Annotated in this window: 17 protein-coding genes; 9 read left to right on the plus strand and 8 right to left on the minus strand. The window is 60.5% G+C overall.

What is annotated here, in order from left to right:
• Positions 1–19 precede the first annotated feature (19 nt).
• Positions 20–1,123 (minus strand): DNA-processing protein DprA, encoded by a 1,104-nt coding sequence (gene dprA / locus BMZ32_RS07265; protein WP_423815459.1) that lies wholly within the window; start codon positions 1,121–1,123, stop codon positions 20–22.
• 103 nt (positions 1,124–1,226) lie between these two features.
• Complete coding sequence (locus BMZ32_RS07270; protein ID WP_090240902.1) at positions 1,227–2,252, minus strand: LysM peptidoglycan-binding domain-containing protein; 1,026 nt, start codon at positions 2,250–2,252, stop codon at positions 1,227–1,229.
• A gap of 152 nt (positions 2,253–2,404) precedes the next feature.
• Between BMZ32_RS07270 and def the strand changes: the two genes are divergently transcribed.
• Genes def through BMZ32_RS07295 form a run of 5 tightly spaced genes read left to right on the plus strand, consistent with a single transcriptional unit; the run spans position 2,405 to position 6,950 of the window.
• Complete coding sequence (gene def / locus BMZ32_RS07275; protein WP_090240904.1) at positions 2,405–2,911, plus strand: peptide deformylase; 507 nt, start codon at positions 2,405–2,407, stop codon at positions 2,909–2,911.
• Positions 2,912–2,970: 59 nt separating this feature from the next.
• Complete coding sequence (fmt, locus tag BMZ32_RS07280) at positions 2,971–3,915, plus strand: methionyl-tRNA formyltransferase (protein ID WP_090240906.1); 945 nt, start codon at positions 2,971–2,973, stop codon at positions 3,913–3,915.
• Positions 3,912–5,225 carry a 16S rRNA (cytosine(967)-C(5))-methyltransferase RsmB gene (gene rsmB, locus BMZ32_RS07285; protein WP_090240907.1) on the plus strand — a complete coding sequence of 438 codons (1,314 nt, stop codon included), beginning with the start codon at positions 3,912–3,914 and terminating at the stop codon, positions 5,223–5,225. The genes fmt and rsmB overlap by 4 nt, the downstream gene beginning before the upstream one ends.
• Positions 5,226–5,237: 12 nt before the next feature.
• A complete protein-coding gene (trkA, locus tag BMZ32_RS07290) occupies positions 5,238–6,611 on the plus strand; it encodes a Trk system potassium transporter TrkA (protein WP_090240909.1) in 1,374 nt (457 codons plus the stop codon).
• A 9-nt stretch (positions 6,612–6,620) separates the two neighbouring features.
• Positions 6,621–6,950 (plus strand): hypothetical protein, encoded by a 330-nt coding sequence (locus tag BMZ32_RS07295; protein ID WP_090240910.1) that lies wholly within the window; start codon positions 6,621–6,623, stop codon positions 6,948–6,950.
• A 78-nt stretch (positions 6,951–7,028) separates the two neighbouring features.
• On the opposite strand, the gene BMZ32_RS07300 is transcribed toward BMZ32_RS07295, so the two are convergent.
• From BMZ32_RS07300 to BMZ32_RS07315, 4 genes are all read right to left on the minus strand, one after another.
• Positions 7,029–7,682, minus strand: a complete 654-nt coding sequence (locus BMZ32_RS07300) for a 7-cyano-7-deazaguanine/7-aminomethyl-7-deazaguanine transporter (RefSeq protein WP_090240912.1) — start codon at positions 7,680–7,682, stop codon at positions 7,029–7,031.
• Positions 7,683–7,809: 127 nt separating this feature from the next.
• A complete protein-coding gene (locus BMZ32_RS07305; protein ID WP_090240914.1) occupies positions 7,810–8,073 on the minus strand; it encodes a PilZ domain-containing protein in 264 nt (87 codons plus the stop codon).
• Between the two features lie 99 nt (positions 8,074–8,172).
• Positions 8,173–9,060, minus strand: coding sequence for a lysophospholipid acyltransferase (locus BMZ32_RS07310; RefSeq protein ID WP_090240916.1), 888 nt, complete (start codon positions 9,058–9,060; stop codon positions 8,173–8,175).
• Positions 9,061–9,116: 56 nt separating this feature from the next.
• Positions 9,117–9,674, minus strand: a complete 558-nt coding sequence (locus BMZ32_RS07315) for a DNA-3-methyladenine glycosylase I (RefSeq protein WP_090240919.1) — start codon at positions 9,672–9,674, stop codon at positions 9,117–9,119.
• A 348-nt stretch (positions 9,675–10,022) separates the two neighbouring features.
• Between BMZ32_RS07315 and glyQ the strand changes: the two genes are divergently transcribed.
• From glyQ to BMZ32_RS07335, 4 genes are all read left to right on the plus strand, one after another.
• Positions 10,023–10,970 (plus strand): glycine--tRNA ligase subunit alpha, encoded by a 948-nt coding sequence (gene glyQ, locus BMZ32_RS07320; protein WP_090240920.1) that lies wholly within the window; start codon positions 10,023–10,025, stop codon positions 10,968–10,970.
• Positions 10,967–13,021 (plus strand): glycine--tRNA ligase subunit beta, encoded by a 2,055-nt coding sequence (gene glyS / locus BMZ32_RS07325; RefSeq protein WP_090240923.1) that lies wholly within the window; start codon positions 10,967–10,969, stop codon positions 13,019–13,021. Before glyQ ends, glyS begins: the two co-directional genes overlap by 4 nt.
• An 87-nt stretch (positions 13,022–13,108) precedes the next feature.
• Complete coding sequence (gene gmhB / locus BMZ32_RS07330; protein ID WP_090240925.1) at positions 13,109–13,642, plus strand: D-glycero-beta-D-manno-heptose 1,7-bisphosphate 7-phosphatase; 534 nt, start codon at positions 13,109–13,111, stop codon at positions 13,640–13,642.
• Positions 13,643–13,674: 32 nt separating this feature from the next.
• Positions 13,675–14,448, plus strand: a complete 774-nt coding sequence (locus BMZ32_RS07335; protein WP_090240927.1) for a lysophospholipid acyltransferase family protein — start codon at positions 13,675–13,677, stop codon at positions 14,446–14,448.
• Positions 14,449–14,459: 11 nt separating this feature from the next.
• Here BMZ32_RS07335 and BMZ32_RS07340 read toward each other — a convergent pair whose 3' ends face one another.
• Together BMZ32_RS07340 and BMZ32_RS07345 are read right to left on the minus strand one after the other, a co-directional pair.
• A complete protein-coding gene (locus BMZ32_RS07340; protein WP_090240929.1) occupies positions 14,460–15,704 on the minus strand; it encodes an MFS transporter in 1,245 nt (414 codons plus the stop codon).
• 149 nt (positions 15,705–15,853) lie between these two features.
• Complete coding sequence (locus BMZ32_RS07345) at positions 15,854–18,367, minus strand: CoA transferase (RefSeq protein WP_090240931.1); 2,514 nt, start codon at positions 18,365–18,367, stop codon at positions 15,854–15,856.
• Between the last annotated feature and the right edge of the window lie 685 nt (positions 18,368–19,052).

The following is a 19,052-nucleotide window of genomic DNA, read 5'->3' on the forward strand; positions in this document are numbered from 1 at the left end:
GGCGGGCAGTGTATCCAAGCTAAGGCGCGCGGCCCACCCAGCGACCGCCTTCACAGGCCACACGACCGCCCAGCTCCAACTCCGTTAGCGCGGCCAAAACCTCGGCCAGCGGCAAACCACTGGCCGCCACCAGTGCCTCACTGCTATGCGGCGCGGCATGTAATAGGTCCAGCAAGGGATGGCTGTAAGACTCCGGCTTGCTCGCTGCACTGATAGGCGGCTGCGCTTGCCAACCACGCAAGGCCTGCAAAATATCTTCGATACCTTCCACCAGCGTCGCCCCTTCGCGGATCAACTGATGGCAGCCACGTGCACCGGGATGGTGGATTGAGCCAGGGATCGCATACACCTCGCGGCCCTGCTCGGCGGCCAGGCGCGCAGTGATCAGCGAGCCACTGGACGGGCTGGCTTCTACCACCAACACGCCCACCGAGAGGCCACTGATAATTCTGTTACGTCGCGGAAAGTTGCTGGCATGGGGCGGGCAACCCAACGGTAACTCGGAGACCAACGCTCCGCCTTGGGCAATAATCGCCGCCGCTAGCGGCTTATGCCGCGCCGGATACAGGCACTGCAAGCCGGTCCCAAGCACCGCGACTGTCTTACCGCAGGCATCCAGTGCGCCCTGGTGGGCCGCGCCATCGATGCCAAGCGCCAAACCACTGGTAATCACAAAGCCACCACCGGCCAGGCTGCGGGCAAAGCTGTGCGCAGTATCCAGGCCAGGCCGCGATGCACGCCGGCTACCAACCATGGCCAGTTGCGGCTGTTCCAGCAACGTCGGGTCGCCCTGCACAAACAACAGCGGCGGAGCATCCGCCAGTTCGGCCAGTAACCCGGGATAAATAGGGTCGTCCCACATCAGCAAGTGCTGCGTCTCGCTCTCCAGCCAGGCCAGACTTTGCGCGGCTCGCTCGCGCACGGCTTCACTGCGCCGCGCTTCACTGCAGGCCTGCGGCAAACCCAAAGAACGCCAGGCGCTGGCCGGTGCGCTGAGCGCGGCAGACGCGCTGCCAAAGGCACTGAGTAATTTGCGAAAACGGCGGGGGCCCAGCTCTGGCAGGCAATGCAGGCGCAGACGGGCTTCAAGCTCGGCGGGGGAAATAAAGGCAGGTTGCGACATTGGGATCATCCTTGATCGGTCGCGCCGCGGGAGCGGCAGAGTTAGGTCAGGCAGCCAGGGCTGGCATGCCATAAAAAGCCCCACATTCGCGGGGCTCTCAGTGTTACGGGTTACGCACTTTGTCCATCAGTTCAAGCGAGCGTGAAGCACCCAGCACCAGGCCATAGCTGAGCTTGTCGTAGGTGCGAAACACCATCAGCAAGCCCGAACGCTCATCAGGGATCTTCACCGAGTCACCGGTTATGCGGTCACGTACGGTTTCGCCGGTTTTGTAGATCGCCAGTACGTTACCTTCACTCAGGCCATCACGGGCACCTTTGTTGATGGTGACCACGTCAAACTGACCAATCTGGGTCACGCCGCGCGGTACATCGAGGATCACCCCGTTGATCTCAGCGGCCGGCTCACTCGGCATAAAGGTCGAATTGATCGCACGCTCTTCGGTGGCGAACAGTCGGTCTCCAAGGCGCACTTCCTGGGTCGAACGGGTCAGCATCATGGTACCGACGTCACCTTCCTCGGCGACAATTTGACCGGAGCCGATATCGTCGGCGTTGATGCCGAGGAATTCCTTGGTCTCAGGGTCTGTATAGGTTTTGCCCTGACGGAAGATGCCGTAAGCCGGCGCTGACTCGTCAAACACACCGCGGGCATACACACGATCACCGGCACCGCTGACAACGCGCTCGGCGTTGCCGGCGACGATATACGGCGCGCCTAGAAACTGCTCGGGCTTATCAATGATGCGGTTACTCAGCAGGAAGCTGTTGATTGCCTCCAGCGGAATGGCCGGAATGGCCTCAGCCATCGGCGTGCTGCGGATCTGCGGCGACAGTTTAATGGTGCCTCGCGACGCACCGCGGTTAAGCATCAGGCGTGGCTGACCATCGACATACACCAAGCTCAGCAGGTCGCCCGGGTAAATCAGATGAGGATTTTCCACCTGTGGGTTGGCATGCCAGATTTCTGGCCATTTCCACGGCTGGCTAAGGAATTTTCCAGAAATATCCCAGAGGGTATCGCCCTTGACCACGGTATAACGGTCTGGGTGACCGTCCTTGAGTTGCACGGCGGCCTGGGCCAAGCCACTTGCCGCAACCAGCAGCAGGGCGAGTAGTGATTTCCTCATGCGGTGAATCCCTTTATTATGTGCCTTCACGTAGAGCGCCCTAGCGCCGCGACAAAACCCAGTCGTGCTGCGGCGTGAAGCCGTTTTTCAATGCTGCTCATCATCTTAGCAGCGGATTTTGACTTTATTCCACAAGTGCATCACAAACGCATATGGCGATTCTAAATATCCTCGAGTTTCCCGATCCGCGCCTGCGCACCATCGCCAAGCCGGTGGAAGTGGTTGATGACGCCTTGCGTCAGCTGATCGACGACATGTTTGAAACCATGTATGACGCACCGGGCATCGGCCTCGCGGCCAGCCAGGTTAACGTGCACAAGCGTCTGGTGGTGATGGACCTGTCCGAAGACAAGTCCGAGCCCCGGGTGTTTATCAACCCTGAATTCGAACCGCTGACCGAAGAAATGGATCAGTACCAGGAAGGCTGCCTGTCGGTGCCGGGGTTCTACGAGAACGTCGACCGCCCGCAAAAGGTCAAAATCAAGGCGTTGGACCGCGATGGCAAGCCCTACGAGCTGATCGCCGAAGGTCTGCTGGCCGTCTGTATCCAGCACGAATGTGATCACCTCAATGGCAAGCTGTTTGTCGATTACCTGTCTAATCTCAAACGCGACCGCATCAAGAAGAAGCTGGAAAAGCAACATCGCCAGCAGGCTTGAGCCACATCTTTACAAAGGCTTGCTGCGGCAAGCCTTTTTCTTTTTAGCAGTGAGAATCCATGTCTGAGTCTTTGCGTATTGTTTTTGCCGGCACTCCGGAATTCGCCGCCGAGCACCTCAAAGCCCTGCTCGACACGCCACACCAGATCATTGCCGTGTACAGCCAGCCAGACCGCCCGGCCGGTCGCGGGCAGAAACTCACGCCCAGCCCGGTCAAACAACTCGCCCTGCAACACACCATCCCGGTGTATCAACCACAAACCCTGCGCGACCCAGCGACGCAAGCCGAACTGGCTGCGCTCAAGCCCGACCTGATGGTGGTGGTCGCCTATGGCCTGATCCTGCCGCAAGTGGTGCTCGATACCCCGCGCCTGGGTTGTATTAATAGTCATGCGTCCTTGTTGCCGCGCTGGCGCGGTGCCGCGCCGATTCAGCGCGCGATCGAAGCCGGTGATGCCGAGTCAGGTGTCACCGTGATGCAGATGGAAGCAGGCCTGGACACCGGGCCGATGCTGCTGAAAGTCAGCACTGCCATCATTGCCGCAGACAGCGGCGGTAGCTTGCATGACCGCTTGGCAGCGCTCGGCCCACCGGCCGTTATCGAGGCCATTCGTGGTTTGGCCGCTGGCACGTTGAAAGGTCAGGTGCAAGACGACAGCCTGGCCACTTATGCGCACAAGCTAAACAAGGATGAGGCGCGGATAGACTGGAGCCGCCCAGCCGTTGAGCTGGAGCGCCTGGTGCGGGCTTTCCACCCGTGGCCGATCTGCCACAGCACACTAAACGGCGAAGCTCTGAAAGTGCATGCCGCGCAGATGGGCGAGGGCAGTGGTGCGCCCGGAACCATTCTCGCCGCCGACAAGTCCGGGCTGACCGTGGCCTGCGATACGGGCGCGCTGCGCCTGACGCGCCTGCAACTGCCAGGCGGCAAAGCGCTGAATTTCAGTGATCTGTTCAACAGCCGGCGCGAGCAGTTCGCCGCCGGCTTGGTGCTCGGTCAATGAACCCTCGCCTCGCTGCCGCCCGCGCCCTGGCCGTGGTGCTCAATGGCAAAGCCTCACTGGGTAGCAGCCTGCCGCCGTTACTGGATAAAGTTGAACTGCGCGACCGTGGTTTAACCCAGGATCTAGCCTTTGGCACCGCCCGCTGGCAGCCACGCTTGGCCCTTATCGCCGAGACGCTGCTGCAAAAGCCTTTCAAGGCTGTAGACCGGGATGTCGAGGCGCTACTGCTGATCGGTCTGTATCAGTTGTTCTACACCCGTATTCCGGCCCATGCTGCCATCGGTGAAACCGTGGCCTGTATCGACAAGCTGAAGAAGCCTTCGCTCAAAGGCCTGCTCAACGCCGTGCTGCGTAATGCCCAGCGTGACAGCGAAATCATTATCGCCAGCTTGGACCGCGACCCGGTGTTGCACACTGCGCATCCGCGCTGGCTGCAAAAAGCTCTGAAAGCCCAGTGGCCAGAGCAGTGGGAGGCGATTTGCGCGGCCAACAACGCCCATCCGCCGCTGATTCTGCGGGTCAACCGCCGCCTTGGCAGCCGCGATGAGTACCTGGCCGAACTGCGCCGCGTTGGTTTCGAAGCCGAGCCTTGTACGTTCAGCCGCGACGGCATCCGTTTGCTTCAGGCCTGTGATGTCACCACGCTGCCGGGCTTTGCCGAAGGCCGCGTCAGTGTGCAGGACGAAGCAGCGCAACTGGCGGCCGAGTTGCTCGACCTCGCCTCCGGCCAACGCGTGCTGGACGCCTGCGCCGCGCCAGGCGGCAAGACCTGCCATCTGCTCGAAGCCGAACCGGCACTGGCCGGCGTGGTCGCGGTGGATCTGGAAGAAAAGCGCCTGGTGCGGGTGCGCGAGAACCTCAAGCGCCTGGGCCTAGACGCCGAGCTGATCGCCGCCGACGGCCGCGACTTGGACGCCTGGTGGGACGGCAAGCCGTTCCAGCGCATCCTGCTCGATGCACCGTGCTCGGCCACCGGCGTGATCCGTCGTCACCCTGATATCAAACTGACCCGCCAGCCCGGCGACATTGCTGCCTTGGCGCAGTTGCAGGGCGAACTGCTCGATGCCCTGTGGCAAACCCTGGAAGTCGGCGGCATCCTGCTCTACGCCACCTGCTCGGTGATGCCAGCGGAGAACAGCGAGAACATCGCCGCCTTCCTCGCCCGCACCCCAGGTGCCCGTGAGCTGGATATTGCCGGGGCGTTCGGTCATAAAACCGCTCACGGTCGCCAGCTATTCCCGCAAGTAGACGGCCACGACGGCTTCTACTATGCCAAGCTGATGAAAATCGCCGCCGCCCCCCGCGGCTGAGGAACAGACTGCATGAAGATCATCATTCTCGGTGCAGGCCAGGTTGGCGGCACGCTGGCGGAACACTTGGCCAGCGAAGCCAACGACATCACCGTGGTCGACACCGACGGCGAGCGTCTGCGTGACCTCGGCGATCGCCTAGATATCCGCACTGTGCAGGGCCGTGGCTCGTTCCCGACGGTGTTACGCCAGGCCGGTGCAGACGATGCCGACATGCTGGTGGCGGTGACCAACAGCGACGAGATCAACATGATCGCCTGCCAGGTGGCCTACAGCCTGTTCCACACCCCGACCAAGATTGCCCGGGTGCGCGAAGCGGCCTACCTGACACGCAGTGGCCTGTTCTGCAACGAATCGATCCCGGTCGACGTGCTGATCAGCCCTGAGCAGGTGGTGACCAATTACATCAAGCGCCTGATCGAATACCCCGGTGCGCTGCAGGTCATCGACTTTGCCGACGGCAAAGCCCAGCTGGTCGCGGTCAAGGCCTACTACGGCGGCCCACTGGTCGGTCAGCAACTGCGTCAGTTGCGCGAACACATGCCCAATGTCGACACGCGCGTGGCGGCGATCTTCCGCCGCAACCGGGCGATCATGCCGAAGGGCGACACCGTGATCGAAGCCGATGACGAAGTGTTCTTTATCGCCGCCAAGGCGCATATCCGCGCGGTGATGAGCGAAATGCGCCGCATGGAAGACAGCTACAAGAAAATCGTCATCGCCGGCGGCGGGCACATCGGCGAGCGCCTGGCCGAAGCCATCGAGAGCCGCTACCAGGTGAAGATTATCGAGATGAACCCGGCGCGCTGCCGCTACCTCTCGGAAACCCTCGATAGCACCATCGTGCTGCAGGGCAGCGCCTCGGACCGCGACCTGCTGGTGGAAGAAAACATCAGCGACGCCGACCTGTTCCTGGCGCTGACCAACGACGACGAGGCCAACATTATGTCGTCCTTGCTGGCCAAGCGCCTCGGCGCGCGCAAGGTGATGACCATCATCAACAATCCCGCCTATGTGGATTTGGTCCAGGGCGGCGAAATCGACATCGCCATCAGCCCGCAAATGGCCACCATTGGCACCCTGCTGACCCACGTACGGCGTGGCGATATCGAAAGCGTGCACAGCTTGCGGCGCGGGGCCGCCGAAGCCATCGAGGCGATTGCCCACGGCGACTCAAAGTCGAGCAAAGTGGTCGGGCGCGCGATCAGGGACATTGACCTGCCGCCCGGCGGCACTATCGGCGCGATTATTCGCAACGAAGAGGTGCTGATTGCCCATGACGCGACGGTGATCGAGTCCGGCGATCACGTGATCTTGTTTCTGGTCGACAAAAAATACATCCGTGATGCCGAGCGGCTATTCCAAGTCGGCCTGACATTCTTCTAGGAGTCGCTCATGAGCACTGAAGCCCTGGAAAAAATGCTGGCCAAGGGCATGGATAACGCCCTGCTGCGCTTCGGCTTGGGTAAGGGTTATCTGGATGCCGGCGATTTCCCCTTGGCGGCGCAGCACTTGCAGCGCTGCGTGCAGTTCGACCCCAAATACTCAGCCGCGTGGAAGCTGCTCGGCAAGGCGCTACTCGCCGCCGCGCAACCACTCGCCGCCCAACACGCCTGGGAGCAGGGCATGACGGCCGCGCAAGCACACGGCGACAAGCAAGCAGAAAAGGAAATGACGGTGTTTCTGCGCAAGCTGGCGAAACAGCTACCCTCGGACGGAAGCTGACGCCCGGCTGTTTAGGCTGCATGCGCAATCCAACAAGATCAGCGTAGCTGCCGTCGTAACGTGCACGGCAGTGGCAGGTTAATTCGTGGTTGCTGTACGCCCGGCCATCAGCCGCATGATAGCGTTTAGCAACATGCCGTAGAGCGGCACGAAGAGCAGCAAGCTGACCGCCAGCTTGATCACATAATCCACACTGGCAATTTCGACCCAGTGCTCGGCCATAAACGGGTCACTGCTTTGCCAGAAGGCGATGGCAAAAAACACCGCAGTATCCAGCAAATTACCCAGTACCGTTGAAGCAGCCGGGGCCACCCACCACTGGCGTAAATTACGTAGGCGGTCGAATACTTGGATATCCAGCAGTTGCCCGAGGGCATAGGCAAGGAAGCTGGCCAGGGCAATGCGGGCGACGAATACGTTGAACTCCTGCAGCGCGGCAAACCCAGCAAAACTGCCACTCTGGAAGAGCACCGACACCCCATAAGAAGCGAGCAAAGCAGGCAGCATGACCCGCGCGATCACTTTGCGCGCCGGGCCTTTGCCGAGCAGGCGTACGGTGAGGTCAGTAGCCAGGAAGATAAACGGAAAGCTGAATGCACCCCAGGTGGTCTGCCAACCGAACAGAGTCATGGGCAGTTGTACCAGGTAGTTACTGGCAATGATGATCAGCATGTGAAAGGCGATCAGGCCGGCCAGAGCCGGGCGCCAGATCATTGGAGAGACCGTTGGCATGTCATGTCCTTTTTGAATGAGATGGGGTTAGGGAACCCATTGCCGCAGCTGTGGAGTATTCGCCGCGCGGCATTCTAGCGTTTTCTTGACCGGCGGGACGGTTTTCCTCTCGCAACCAGACCGTTGGTTAGCGTTCGATAAAGCGCAGGCCGACTCCTTCGGCATCCACCCGCATCACTTCCATTTGCAGCACCGGCGCCTCGATTGGCAAATCCTGCACCTGGCCGGTAACAATCGTGCCTTGAGGCAGGATCACAAGGTCAGGGTGTTTGACGTAGACGCCGCCGTCGGAGAGATCGCGGGTCTGCGCCACGACTTCACCGAAACTCGCATGGCAAATCTTGATACGACACTTCATCGAGGTGCGTGGATGCTGACGCTGGCTGGACATAAACGTGACCGTCCTCAATAGGGGTGGTGCGATTAATAGCGAAAAACCCTGAAACCGCCAAGCATTAATACTGAAAAGGTGCCACGTAGGCACCTCAACTCAATACCACTTAGCCTCACCGGCCGGACGCTTTTTAAAGCGCTTCATGCTCCACATATACTGGCTCGGGTAGGCTCGTACGTAACGCTCAATCACCCCACTCATGGCCGCAACGGCGGTGGCCGTGTCGCTGCTGTACATCTCTTGCGGCGCAGCCTCCAAAATCACCTTGAAGCCCGAACCATCGGGTAAACGCAGCGCATGCAGAAATACACCGCAGGCTTTGCCGCCACTCAACATGCCAGCGACAAACTTGCTGGTCAGCGCCTCGGTGCCGAGGAAGGGGACAAATACGCCAGAAGACAGGCTTGGCTCGGGATCGGCAGGAATCCCTACCGCACCGCCTCTACGTACTTCCTTGATGACGCTAAGGATGCCTTCCTTGGTCGACGGCGCGACCCGGTTACCCAGCTGCACACGCTGTTTACGCAGCAGCTCATCAACCGCCTTCAACTTCGGTGGCCGGAAAAAGATGATCGGTTTGCACTGCGCGCAATAGAAGTGGTTAAGCACTTCCCAGTTGCCCAAATGGCTGGTGATGCCGACCACGCCTTTACCACTGGCCAAGGCCTGCTGCAGCACCTCCAGACCTTCGACTTCTCGCACCAGGCCAATAGATTTCTGCGCCGGCCAGATCCAGGCACAGGCGCTTTCGGTCAGGGTCCTACCGATATCCATCAGTGATTGACCCAGCAGACGCTGGTGTGCGGCTTCGTCCAACTCGGGAAAGCACTTGCGCAGGTTGATGCTGGCCACTTCACGCGAGCTGTTGGGCAGCTTCCACATCAGCCAACCAATTCCCGCCCCCACGGCCTGCACCGCACGCCACGGCAGTAACGCGAACAACCGCAGAAAGCCCACCACCAGGGCACCTTTGAGCTTTTCCACAGGCAACTCCAGCCGATCAAAAGGCGCTTAGTGTAACCGGCCACGCGGCTCGGTGTTCAGTCGCGGCGCAACGCTGCATAGCGATCACAGTCGGTGGTGTGATCCATGACCATCCCGGTGGCCTGCATGTAGGCATAACAGATGGTCGGCCCGACAAAGGTGAAACCGGCCTTCTTCAAGGTCTTGCTCATGGCCTCGGCTTCGGCGGTGATAGCCGGCACCTGGCTGCGCTCGCTGAAGTGATTGATCGTCGGCGCACCACCGACAAACGACCAAAGCAGCGCCACCGGGTCATCCAGTTTTAACCAGGCCTGGGCATTCTGCCGCGCGGCTTTAAGCTTGAGGCGATTACGGATAATCCCGGCATCCTGCATCAGCGTGCCTTCGATGTAGTCATCGCTGAGCGCCGCCAAACGCTGCACATCAAAGCCGAACAACACCTCGCGATAACGCTCACGCTTCTTCAGCACGGTGATCCACGACAGGCCGGCCTGAAAGCCCTCCAGCAACAATAACTCGAACAGCACCTGCGGATCGCGCTGCGGCACGCCCCATTCGTGGTCGTGGTAGGCGATATACAGCGGATCATCAGTGCACCAGAAACAGCGCGGCATGCGGGTTTTCCTTGGGTCTGTTGCCGTTTCGTTCGCGGCCGCGTCGGAGCCTGTTTTAGCGCGAGGCAAGGCACGAGATGCGAAGTTTAGCTGGCTAAATGAGTCATCGAGAAACGCAGCATCGCGCTAAAACAGGCCCGGCCCTTCGGGTTGCGCGGAAAATCTCGCCATGCGGTGTTGAAGGACTTGGCAAGGGAACAACCATTACCGGCGTCCTCCGCCTAGCGGAGCGCCGCCCGGCCGTGGCGAGATTTTCGCGGCAACGCGGCTCGCGTCGAGACGGCAACAGACCCTAAGCTTCGGTATACTCACGGACTTTCTGAAGCCGCCAAAGTACGGGTGATATTTGTGAGCCAGACTACGCCTGCCGTGCGCACCTTCCAAGATTTGATCCTCGCCCTGCAACAGTACTGGGCCGAGCAGGGCTGCGTAGTGATGCAGCCCTACGACATGGAAATGGGCGCAGGCACCTTCCACACCGCCACGTTCTTGCGCGCCATCGGCCCCGAGACCTGGAACGCCGCCTACGTGCAGCCTTCCCGTCGTCCGGCTGACGGTCGCTACGGCGAGAACCCCAACCGCCTGCAGCACTACTACCAGTTCCAGGTGGTGTTGAAGCCGAATCCGGAGAACTTCCAGGAGCTGTACCTCGGTTCGCTGAAAGCCATCGGCATCGACCCGCTGGTGCACGACATTCGCTTCGTTGAAGACAACTGGGAATCACCAACCCTCGGCGCCTGGGGGCTGGGGTGGGAAATCTGGCTGAATGGCATGGAAGTCACCCAGTTCACCTACTTCCAACAAGTCGGCGGCATCGAGTGCTACCCGGTCACCGGCGAGATCACCTACGGCCTGGAACGCCTGGCCATGTACATCCAGGGTGTCGATTCGGTGTATGACCTGGTGTGGACCGACGGCCAATTCGGCAAGGTCACCTACGGCGACGTGTTCCACCAGAACGAAGTGGAACAGTCGACCTACAACTTCGAACACGCCAACGTCGAAAAACTCTTCGAGCTGTTCGATTTCTACGAGTCGGAAGCCAACCGCCTGATCGAGCTGGAACTGCCGCTACCCACCTACGAAATGGTGCTTAAGGCTTCGCACACCTTCAACTTGTTGGATGCACGCCGGGCCATCTCGGTGACCGCGCGCCAGCAGTACATCCTGCGTGTGCGTGCGCTAGCCCGCTCGGTGGCACAGAGCTACCTGCAAGCACGGCGCAAGCTGGGCTTCCCGCTCGCCGCCCCTGACCTGCGTGATGAAGTGTTAGCCAAGCTGGAGGCAGCAGAATGAGTACCCGTGATTTCCTGGTAGAACTGGGCACCGAAGAGCTGCCGCCGAAAGCCCTGAAAACCCTCGGTGAGGCCTTTTTGGCCGGTATCGAAAAAGGCCTGAAAACCTCAGGCCTGCCCTACCGCGCCAGCCGCTATTACGCCGCACCGCGTCGCCTGGCCGTGCTGATCGAGCAGCTTGAAGAGCAACAAGCCGATCGCATCCAGAACCTCGACGGCCCGCCCCTGCAGGCAGCATTCGACAAGGACGGTAACCCAACTCAAGCGGCGCTTGGCTTTGCCAAAAAGTGCGGGGTTGAGCTGAGCCAGATCGACCAGAGCGGGCCTAAGCTGAAATTCAGCCAGAGCATCCCGGGCCAGGCTGCTGCCGGCTTGCTACCAGGCATAGTCGAAACCTCGCTGAACGAACTGCCGATCCCTAAGCGCATGCGCTGGGGCGCGCGCAAGACCGAATTCGTCCGCCCAAGCCAGTGGCTGGTGATGTTGTTTGGTGATGAGGTGATCGACTGCGAAATCCTCGCCCAGCAGTCTGGTCGCGTTTCCCGTGGCCATCGCTTCCACGCCAACCACGATGTACGCATCAGCGCGCCGGCTAACTACGCCGAAGACCTACGCGGTGCTTATGTGATCGCCGATTTCGCCGAGCGCCGCGCACAGATCGCCGCGCGTATCGAGCAACTGGCCGCCGAGCAACAAGGCACCGCGATTGTGCCGCCCGCCTTGCTCGATGAAGTCAGCGCCCTGGTCGAATGGCCGGTGCCGCTGGTGTGCTCGTTCGAGGAGCGCTTCCTTGAGGTGCCGCAAGAGGCGCTGATCATCACCATGCAGGACAACCAGAAGTACTTCTGCCTGCTGGATGCGGGCGGCAAGCTGCTGCCGCGTTTTATCACCGTGGCCAACATCGAAAGCAAAGACCCGATACAGATCATTTCCGGCAACGAAAAGGTCGTACGCCCACGCCTGACCGATGCCGAGTTCTTCTTCAAGCAGGACAAGAAGCAGAAGCTCGAAACCTTCAACCAGCGCCTGGCCAATGTGGTGTTCCAAGCCCAGCTCGGCTCGGTGTTCGACAAGGCGCAGCGGGTTTCCGCCCTGGCTGGTTTTATTGCTCAGCGCATCGGCGGCGATGCCAACCGTGCGGCCCGCGCCGGCCTGCTGTGCAAGTGCGACCTGGCCAGCGAGATGGTCGGTGAGTTCCCGGAAATGCAGGGCATCGCCGGTTACTACTACGCCAAGCATGACGGCGAAGCCGAAGACGTCGCGCTGGCGCTGAACGAGCAATACATGCCGCGCGGTGCCGGCGCCGAACTACCGAGCACCCTCACCGGTGCCGCCGTGGCCCTAGCTGACAAACTGGATACCCTGGTCGGGATTTTCGGCATCGGCATGCTGCCCACCGGCAGCAAAGACCCCTACGCCCTGCGCCGCGCGGCGCTCGGCGTACTGCGCATCCTGATCGAGAAGCAGCTAGACCTCGATCTGGTCGAAACTGTCGCGTTCGCCATTAACCAGTTTGGCGATAAAATCAAAGCAGCAGGCCTGGCACCTCAGGTACTGGACTTTATTTTCGACCGTCTGCGTGCGCGTTATGAAGATGAAGGCGTCGAGGTTGCTGTTTATCAAGCCGTGCGTGCGGTCAGCCCGACCTCGCCACTGGACTTCGATCAGCGCGTACAAGCGGTGCAGGCCTTCCGTGCACTGCCGCAAGCTGCCGCATTGGCTGCTGCGAACAAGCGCGTGTCCAACCTGCTGAGCAAAGCCGAAGGGCAAGTTGCCGCGAGCGTGCAAGCCCATCACTTCGACAACCCCAGCGAGTTCGCCCTCAACGCCGCCATCCAGCAGGCCGAACACGCAGTCCAGCCGCTGGCTGCGGCGCGCCAGTACAACCTGGCACTGAGCCAGCTAGCGAACTTGCGCGAGCCGGTGGATGCGTTCTTCGAGGCCGTGCTGGTCAACGCCGAAGACCCGGCCGTGCGGGCTAACCGCTATGCGCTGCTGGCCAAGCTACGTGGCCTGTTCCTCGGTGTCGCCGACATCTCGGTACTCGGCTAACGCCTGCTGAACATCCGGTGGGCTGAGCAGCCCACCTTCACCTTTACCGGGTGGCGGCCATCACCGCCAGCCGGTTCGGATTACCGCATGAAACTGCTGATTCTCGACCGCGACGGCGTCATCAATTACGACTCCGACGCCTATATCAAAAACCTCGACGAATGGATTCCTTTACCCGGCGCCATTGAGGCCATCGCGCGCCTGTCGCAGGCTGGCTGGACAGTTGCCGTGGCCACCAATCAATCCGGGGTGGCTCGCGGCTACTACGACTTGCCCATGCTGGAGGCCATGCATGCGCGTTTGCGCGAGCTGGTGGCAGAGCAGGGCGGCGAGCTAGGCCTGATCGTAAACTGCATTCACGGCCCAGCTGAAGGCTGTGACTGCCGCAAGCCTAAGCCGGGTATGCTCGAACAAATTGCCGCGCATTATGGCGTCGCACTCAAGGGCATCTGGTTTGTCGGCGACAGCAGTGGTGACCTGACGGCGGCGCAAACCGTCGACTGTCAGCCTGTGTTAGTAAAAACCGGCAAGGGTGAACGCACCCTGGCGAAAGGATTGCCAGCGGGCACTCTGGTATTCGATAACCTGGCGGCGGTTGCCGATCAGCTTCTCCACCTATAAAGCAGGCCCTGCCTGCGACGGTAAAAGCTCTTATGTCGACAGTGCAGACCCTCAGAATCTTCCTCTTCTATCTGTTGTTGTCTTCCAGCGCCTTCCTCTGGTGCACCCTCAGCGTGTTTGTCGCGCCCTTTTTACCCTTTCGTGCCCGCTACCGTTTCGTCGTGCAGAACTGGTGCCGCTGCGCCACCTGGTTGGCCAAAGTGGTGATCGGCATCCGCTACGAGATCAAGGGCCTGGAAAATATCCCGGAGCAGCCCTGCGTAATCCTCGCCAAACACCAGAGCACGTGGGAAACCTTCTTCCTCTGCGGCTTCTTTGAGCCCCTCAGCCAGGTGGTTAAACGCGAACTGTTGTACGTGCCGTTCTTCGGCTGGGCGATGGCCATGCTCAAGCCCATCGCCATCGACCGTAGCAACCCCAAGGCTGCGCTCAAACAACTAGCCAAAATTGGCCATGAGCGCTTAGGGCAGGGCGCCTGGGTCTTAGTCTTCCCGGAAGGCACGCGTATTCCACCCGGCCAGATTGGCAAGTTCAGCCGTGGCGGTGCATCCCTCGCAGTAAACGCCAACCTGCCGGTGCTGCCGATTGCCCACAACGCTGGCGAGTTCTGGCCGAAGCAAGGTTGGGGCAAGACGGCGGGCACCATCCAAGTGGTGATCGGGCCGCTGATGCACGCCAACGGCACCGGCCCGCGCGCAATCGCCGAGCTAAACGAGCGCGCCTTTGCCTGGGTTAGCCAGGCGCAACGCGATATCGGCTCACTGGATGCACAGAGCCCGGCCCTGGAAACGCCAGCGTCAGTCTGAGCAATCTCTACCTAGGGCTCTGGCGTGACATCGTGCGGCATCGACTCCATCAACACCGAGCCAACCGTAAGCGGTGCTTGCATCTGGAAGCTAGGGCTCTCACCTGTCGCCGGGTAGGGGTCGGTGAGGCGTTTGTACAGCGCATGCACAGCCATCAGTCCGACCATCACCATCAAACTGTAAAAGAAGCTCGCCGGGCCCCAGCGCTCCATGGTCAGTGACACCAAAAACGGACCGATGCTGGCGCCCATACCGCCCACCAGCAGCAAGGTGCTACTGGCACCGGTGGCTTGGTCGGCCTCCAGTTGATCGTTGCTTAGCGCCAAATAAAGCGCCAGCAGCGGAAAGCAGCACGCGCCGAACAGCAGGGCCAACAGCAGATGGCTGTTATTGCTGGTAAAGCCCAACAACGCACTGGCCAGGGCGAACACCAACGCCGCGCCAGCGGAAGCGGCAATGACCGTACGCCGGTCGATGCTGTCCGAGAGCTTACCCAGTGGCCATTGCAGCAGCATCCCGCCGAGCACCAGCATCGCCATAAACAGCGACACCTCACTGACCTGCATGCCCAGCCGGCTGGCATACACTGCGCCCATGCCGAGCACCATGGCGTAACAGGTGTTGATCAGAAACGAGCCAACCAGCCCGGTTGGCGCCAGGCGGTAAAGACTGGCGATGCTCACCGGACGAGCGCTCGCAAACGCCGGCATCGGTGACGCACTAAGCAAAATCGGGATGGCCGCCAAGCTGATCAGAATCGAGATCAAGGTAAACAGCTCGAAGCCCGCCGGGTCGGACAGGTTGAGCAGAAACTGTCCGGCGGCAAGGCCGGCGAGCATGGTGATCATGTACAGCGACAACAACTGACCGCGGTTACGGTTATCCGCCGCCTGGTTCAACCAGCTCTCGGCGACCACGTAAATGGCCGACACGGAAAACCCGGTAAGCAGGCGCATAAAACCCCAGACCCACGGGTCGACCAGCACCGAGTGCACCAAGATGGTCATCGAGGCCAGCGCCGTTAGTGCGGCGAAGGCACGCACATGGCCGACCCGTTGAATGATCGAGGGCGCACGCAAAGAACCGAGCAAAAAACCCAGGTAATAGGCAGACATCAGCAGGCCGGTAGCACGGGTATCGAAGCCCTCCAGCTCAGCCCGCACCCCCAACAACGTGCCTTGCGCACCGATACACAAGCCGATGACGCCGAGGCCGAAGAACAATGGCCACACCGTGCGGACAGTCTGCCGGAGCATGTACACCCCCTGAAGGATTAAGCGCCTGAGCAGTGCCGTCAGGCGCAGGATTAGAAATGAACGAACGGCTGCGCGGGAAAACCGCTGCAGCCGTTAGGGTCGATCAGGTGTAGCGGACGGGCATTAGCCCGTCCACTGCGGCGGCGTGCTCAGCTCGGCAAAAACTCCTTGGCCCAGCCCAAACTGGCAATATTGCGTTCGATCATAGACTCAACTTCAGCCACGCTGTAGCCCATGTCAGCGAGCACTTCGCGGGTGGAATGACCCCAACGCTCGGGTAGGCTGACCGCTTTGATGCTGGCCTCGCTCGGACGGATCGCCAAGTGGTCGATCTGGGTGAGGCAATGGCCGCTCGGGTGCTCAGAGTGCACCGAGAAAGCAAAGCTGCCAAGGTCGATGCCGACCGTACCGTCACCTTCGCGGCTGTATAGCTCACGCAAGGTTTCGATCGACAGCGGTTCCGCGGCGGCGATATCGGCGGCCTGCAGGTGTTCAGCCCAGTAGGCAGCCGGTGCAGCTTGCAGCGCGGTTTTGAGGAACTCAGCAATATTGGTTGCCGAACTAATTCCGGCCAGGCCTTCAATGCGCTCAAGTTGTGGTAACTCGTCCGCGTTGGAGTCGAGGTAGAGCCAACCTTCAGAGGTTTTGTAAAAGTGCGAGAGGGCATTGTGGCCCAGCACCTCGCGGCCGGAAGGCTCGTTGAACGGCGAACGGCCAGCGTAATCGAAGGCGAACGATAGCTGCGCCAGGTTGGTGACCGAAGACAGCGAGGTGCGCGAGCGGGTCGGCTGGCCAGTCTTCATCTTGTGGTAGATGGATACCGCCATGCCCAGGCCAGCCGCGAAGCCGCAGTTGACGTCCAAGGTGCCGAGGTGAGCGTGCTCTTCCGGCGTCTCTGGGCCACCGAAACGGCTCATGATGCCGCTGTGCGCTTGGATGATGTCGTCGTAGCCGATGTAGTTGCTCTTAGGGCCTGGCAGCGGGCCGCCGAGGCAGTCGAGACGGCAGAACAGTACGCCGGGATTGACCGCTTGCAGGCTGTCGTTGTCCAGCCCCAGGGATTTCAGCTGACGCTCTGGGGCGTTGATCACCACCATGTCGACCGAGCGCACCAGGCGATTGAATACCTCGCGTCCTTCCTCACTCATGATATCGACCAGCGCGCTGCGCTTGCCCATACCGGTTTGGAAGGTGAACAGGGTGCCGATCAGCGGGTCGTACATCGGTTTAACGGTGTCGAGCTTGATCACCTCGGCACCGAAACGGGCGAGGAACGCCGTGGAGTGCGGGCCGGCGATGACGTTGGTCAAATCGAGGATACGGAAGCCGTCGAGCCAACCGGCATCAGTAACCGGCTGCACCGCCTCACCGACCGGATAAGTCGGCGGATGCGCAGCCGCGACGTCACGCAGTTCGGCCAGCGCCTCAGCAAAGCTGACGGTCTTGCGTGGGCGTGGGCTGACCATCTGCCCGGCGAATTCCTCCAGCCAGGCGAACGGCCCGGGCTGTTTCATTAGACCGTACTCGGGGTCGTTAACTTCGACGATCAAACCGGCCGTATTGGTGTGTACGTGGTTTACCCACTCCTGGGTGGTGCGGTGCGGTGCGCCAGGAATCTGCCCTTCGCCGAAGATGGTGCCCCACTCTTCAGACGTCTTGGTGAGGAAGGCTTGCTTCATTTTCGCCGAAATATGGTCAGCCCACTTCTTCGGCAGCGGGTAGACGCCGATCGAGGTCTCTCCATCCCACTCGCTGAGCGGTGCGTGCAGGTCGTTGACTTCCGGCAGGCCGTCAGCAACCAGTTCGTCGTACACGCCCAATACCTGCAGCGCACGCTTGGCGTGGTTGCGGTGCGATGGGCAGACGCAATAGAACATGCGCCCGTCGGCACACTTGTAAGTGCGGTAGAAGGGATCGAGGTATTCCTGCAGGTCCTCGTAGGTCAGGTCCATGACAATGTTGTTGGCCTTGCGGTGCTCGATTTCCAGCTCGCGCATGGTCTTGTAGCGCTCGGGCAGGCCTTCGATCACGTAGGAGTTGTACGACAGGCCTTCCATCAATGCGGAAATCACCGGCACTTCAATGGCATCGCCACGGCCGGTGCGCTCGCGGGCCTGCAGGGCCAGGGCGACGGAGGCGGCCGCCAGGGTGGTGGCATACGCCGAACCCAGCGGCAGTGGCGAGAAGCTTGGGTTGAGGCCCAACAGCACACGGTTGAAGCCCATGTCGGTGAAGGCACCGGCGGTGGCAGCGACCACCGCTTCGGTGGCTTTCCAGTCACGGCGCAGTTCATCGTTGCTGGCAAAGCCGGGCACCGACAGGGTGATCAGTTCCGGGCGGGCTTCACGCAGCGCGTTGAAGTCGATGCCGAGCTTTTGCATCACACCAGGACGGAAGCTTTCAATGACGATGTCGGCCTGCTCGATCAGCGCCAGCGCCTGAGCCAGGCCTTCAGCTGACTTCAGGTCCAGACGCAAGCAGCTCTTGTTACGGTTAAGCACGGCATTGGCCGGGTGGTCCCACTGCGGGCCTTGCGGCGGGTCGATATGCACCACGCTGGCGCCCAGGTCGGCGAGGGTCATGGCTACGGCTGGAGCGGCGATCTGCTGGCCGAAGTCGACAACGCGGACACCGGTCAAAGGCAATTGATTGTTGTTGTTCATTTCACTGATCCCTCTTAGAGCGCGCCAGCCAGAGGTAATCAATAGTCCGGCTGGACAGAGTGTTGAGTGTTCAGCGCGCCGTGAGCACGGTGCCGATTAATAAGTGCCGAAGAGCAAACCGCCGACTGACAGACACGCATAAAGCAAACTTTTAAATGGGTTATTAACCTGATCCAGGTTCAAGTTTGTATTCGGCGTGGCGCGTGTTAGTTGTGGCCTTGTTTCGGTAGTGCCGATACTAGGAATGAATAAATGTAGCGGCCAGCAATAAAAAATAACCCTTAGACCGGGTTTTACTTATGGCTGAGCGGCGGCGTGCATTAGCGCTGATACGCGACGCCCAGAAGAGGTCTCGGTGAGCGTAGGGAAGGAGGGGTGATGCTCAGTAAAACCGGCGAGCCATAAAAAATTACGGGGCAAAGGTCGCTATTTTTTTGCTTCTCATCGTTTTTTATCTTCATAACAATAGGTTTCGTCTCGATATCCAAGCCTTTCACGGCTTGTATGGTACGAGTGGTACCGCTCAACCAGGCGATACAGGGCCTGGCGGGTAGTGCAGGTGTACGCCGAAGCGTGACAGGCAACAGCGTGCAGGTTCTCACATGGTCCGCGTGATTGACGCGGGTTCGAGAGTTAACCAACAGCTAAGAGGTAGACAATGAAAATAAATATAAGAAAGACGCAC

Source organism: Pseudomonas guineae, from assembly GCF_900113745.1.
Classification (GTDB): domain Bacteria; phylum Pseudomonadota; class Gammaproteobacteria; order Pseudomonadales; family Pseudomonadaceae; genus Aquipseudomonas; species Aquipseudomonas guineae.

Excerpts from the sequence above, each read along its gene's own strand:
- dprA (WP_423815459.1), bottom strand. The coding sequence starts at position 1,123 with ATGTCGCAACCTGCCTTTATTTCCCCCGCCGAGCTTGAAGCCCGTCTG.
- BMZ32_RS07270 (WP_090240902.1), bottom strand. The coding sequence starts at position 2,252 with ATGAGGAAATCACTACTCGCCCTGCTGCTGGTTGCGGCAAGTGGCTTG.
- def (WP_090240904.1), top strand. The coding sequence starts at position 2,405 with ATGGCGATTCTAAATATCCTCGAGTTTCCCGATCCGCGCCTGCGCACC.
- fmt (WP_090240906.1), top strand. The coding sequence starts at position 2,971 with ATGTCTGAGTCTTTGCGTATTGTTTTTGCCGGCACTCCGGAATTCGCC.
- rsmB (WP_090240907.1), top strand. The coding sequence starts at position 3,912 with ATGAACCCTCGCCTCGCTGCCGCCCGCGCCCTGGCCGTGGTGCTCAAT.
- trkA (WP_090240909.1), top strand. The coding sequence starts at position 5,238 with ATGAAGATCATCATTCTCGGTGCAGGCCAGGTTGGCGGCACGCTGGCG.
- BMZ32_RS07295 (WP_090240910.1), top strand. The coding sequence starts at position 6,621 with ATGAGCACTGAAGCCCTGGAAAAAATGCTGGCCAAGGGCATGGATAAC.
- BMZ32_RS07300 (WP_090240912.1), bottom strand. The coding sequence starts at position 7,682 with ATGCCAACGGTCTCTCCAATGATCTGGCGCCCGGCTCTGGCCGGCCTG.
- BMZ32_RS07305 (WP_090240914.1), bottom strand. The coding sequence starts at position 8,073 with ATGTCCAGCCAGCGTCAGCATCCACGCACCTCGATGAAGTGTCGTATC.
- BMZ32_RS07315 (WP_090240919.1), bottom strand. The coding sequence starts at position 9,674 with ATGCCGCGCTGTTTCTGGTGCACTGATGATCCGCTGTATATCGCCTAC.
- glyS (WP_090240923.1), top strand. The coding sequence starts at position 10,967 with ATGAGTACCCGTGATTTCCTGGTAGAACTGGGCACCGAAGAGCTGCCG.
- gmhB (WP_090240925.1), top strand. The coding sequence starts at position 13,109 with ATGAAACTGCTGATTCTCGACCGCGACGGCGTCATCAATTACGACTCC.
- BMZ32_RS07335 (WP_090240927.1), top strand. The coding sequence starts at position 13,675 with ATGTCGACAGTGCAGACCCTCAGAATCTTCCTCTTCTATCTGTTGTTG.
- BMZ32_RS07340 (WP_090240929.1), bottom strand. The coding sequence starts at position 15,704 with ATGCTCCGGCAGACTGTCCGCACGGTGTGGCCATTGTTCTTCGGCCTC.
- BMZ32_RS07345 (WP_090240931.1), bottom strand. The coding sequence starts at position 18,367 with ATGAACAACAACAATCAATTGCCTTTGACCGGTGTCCGCGTTGTCGAC.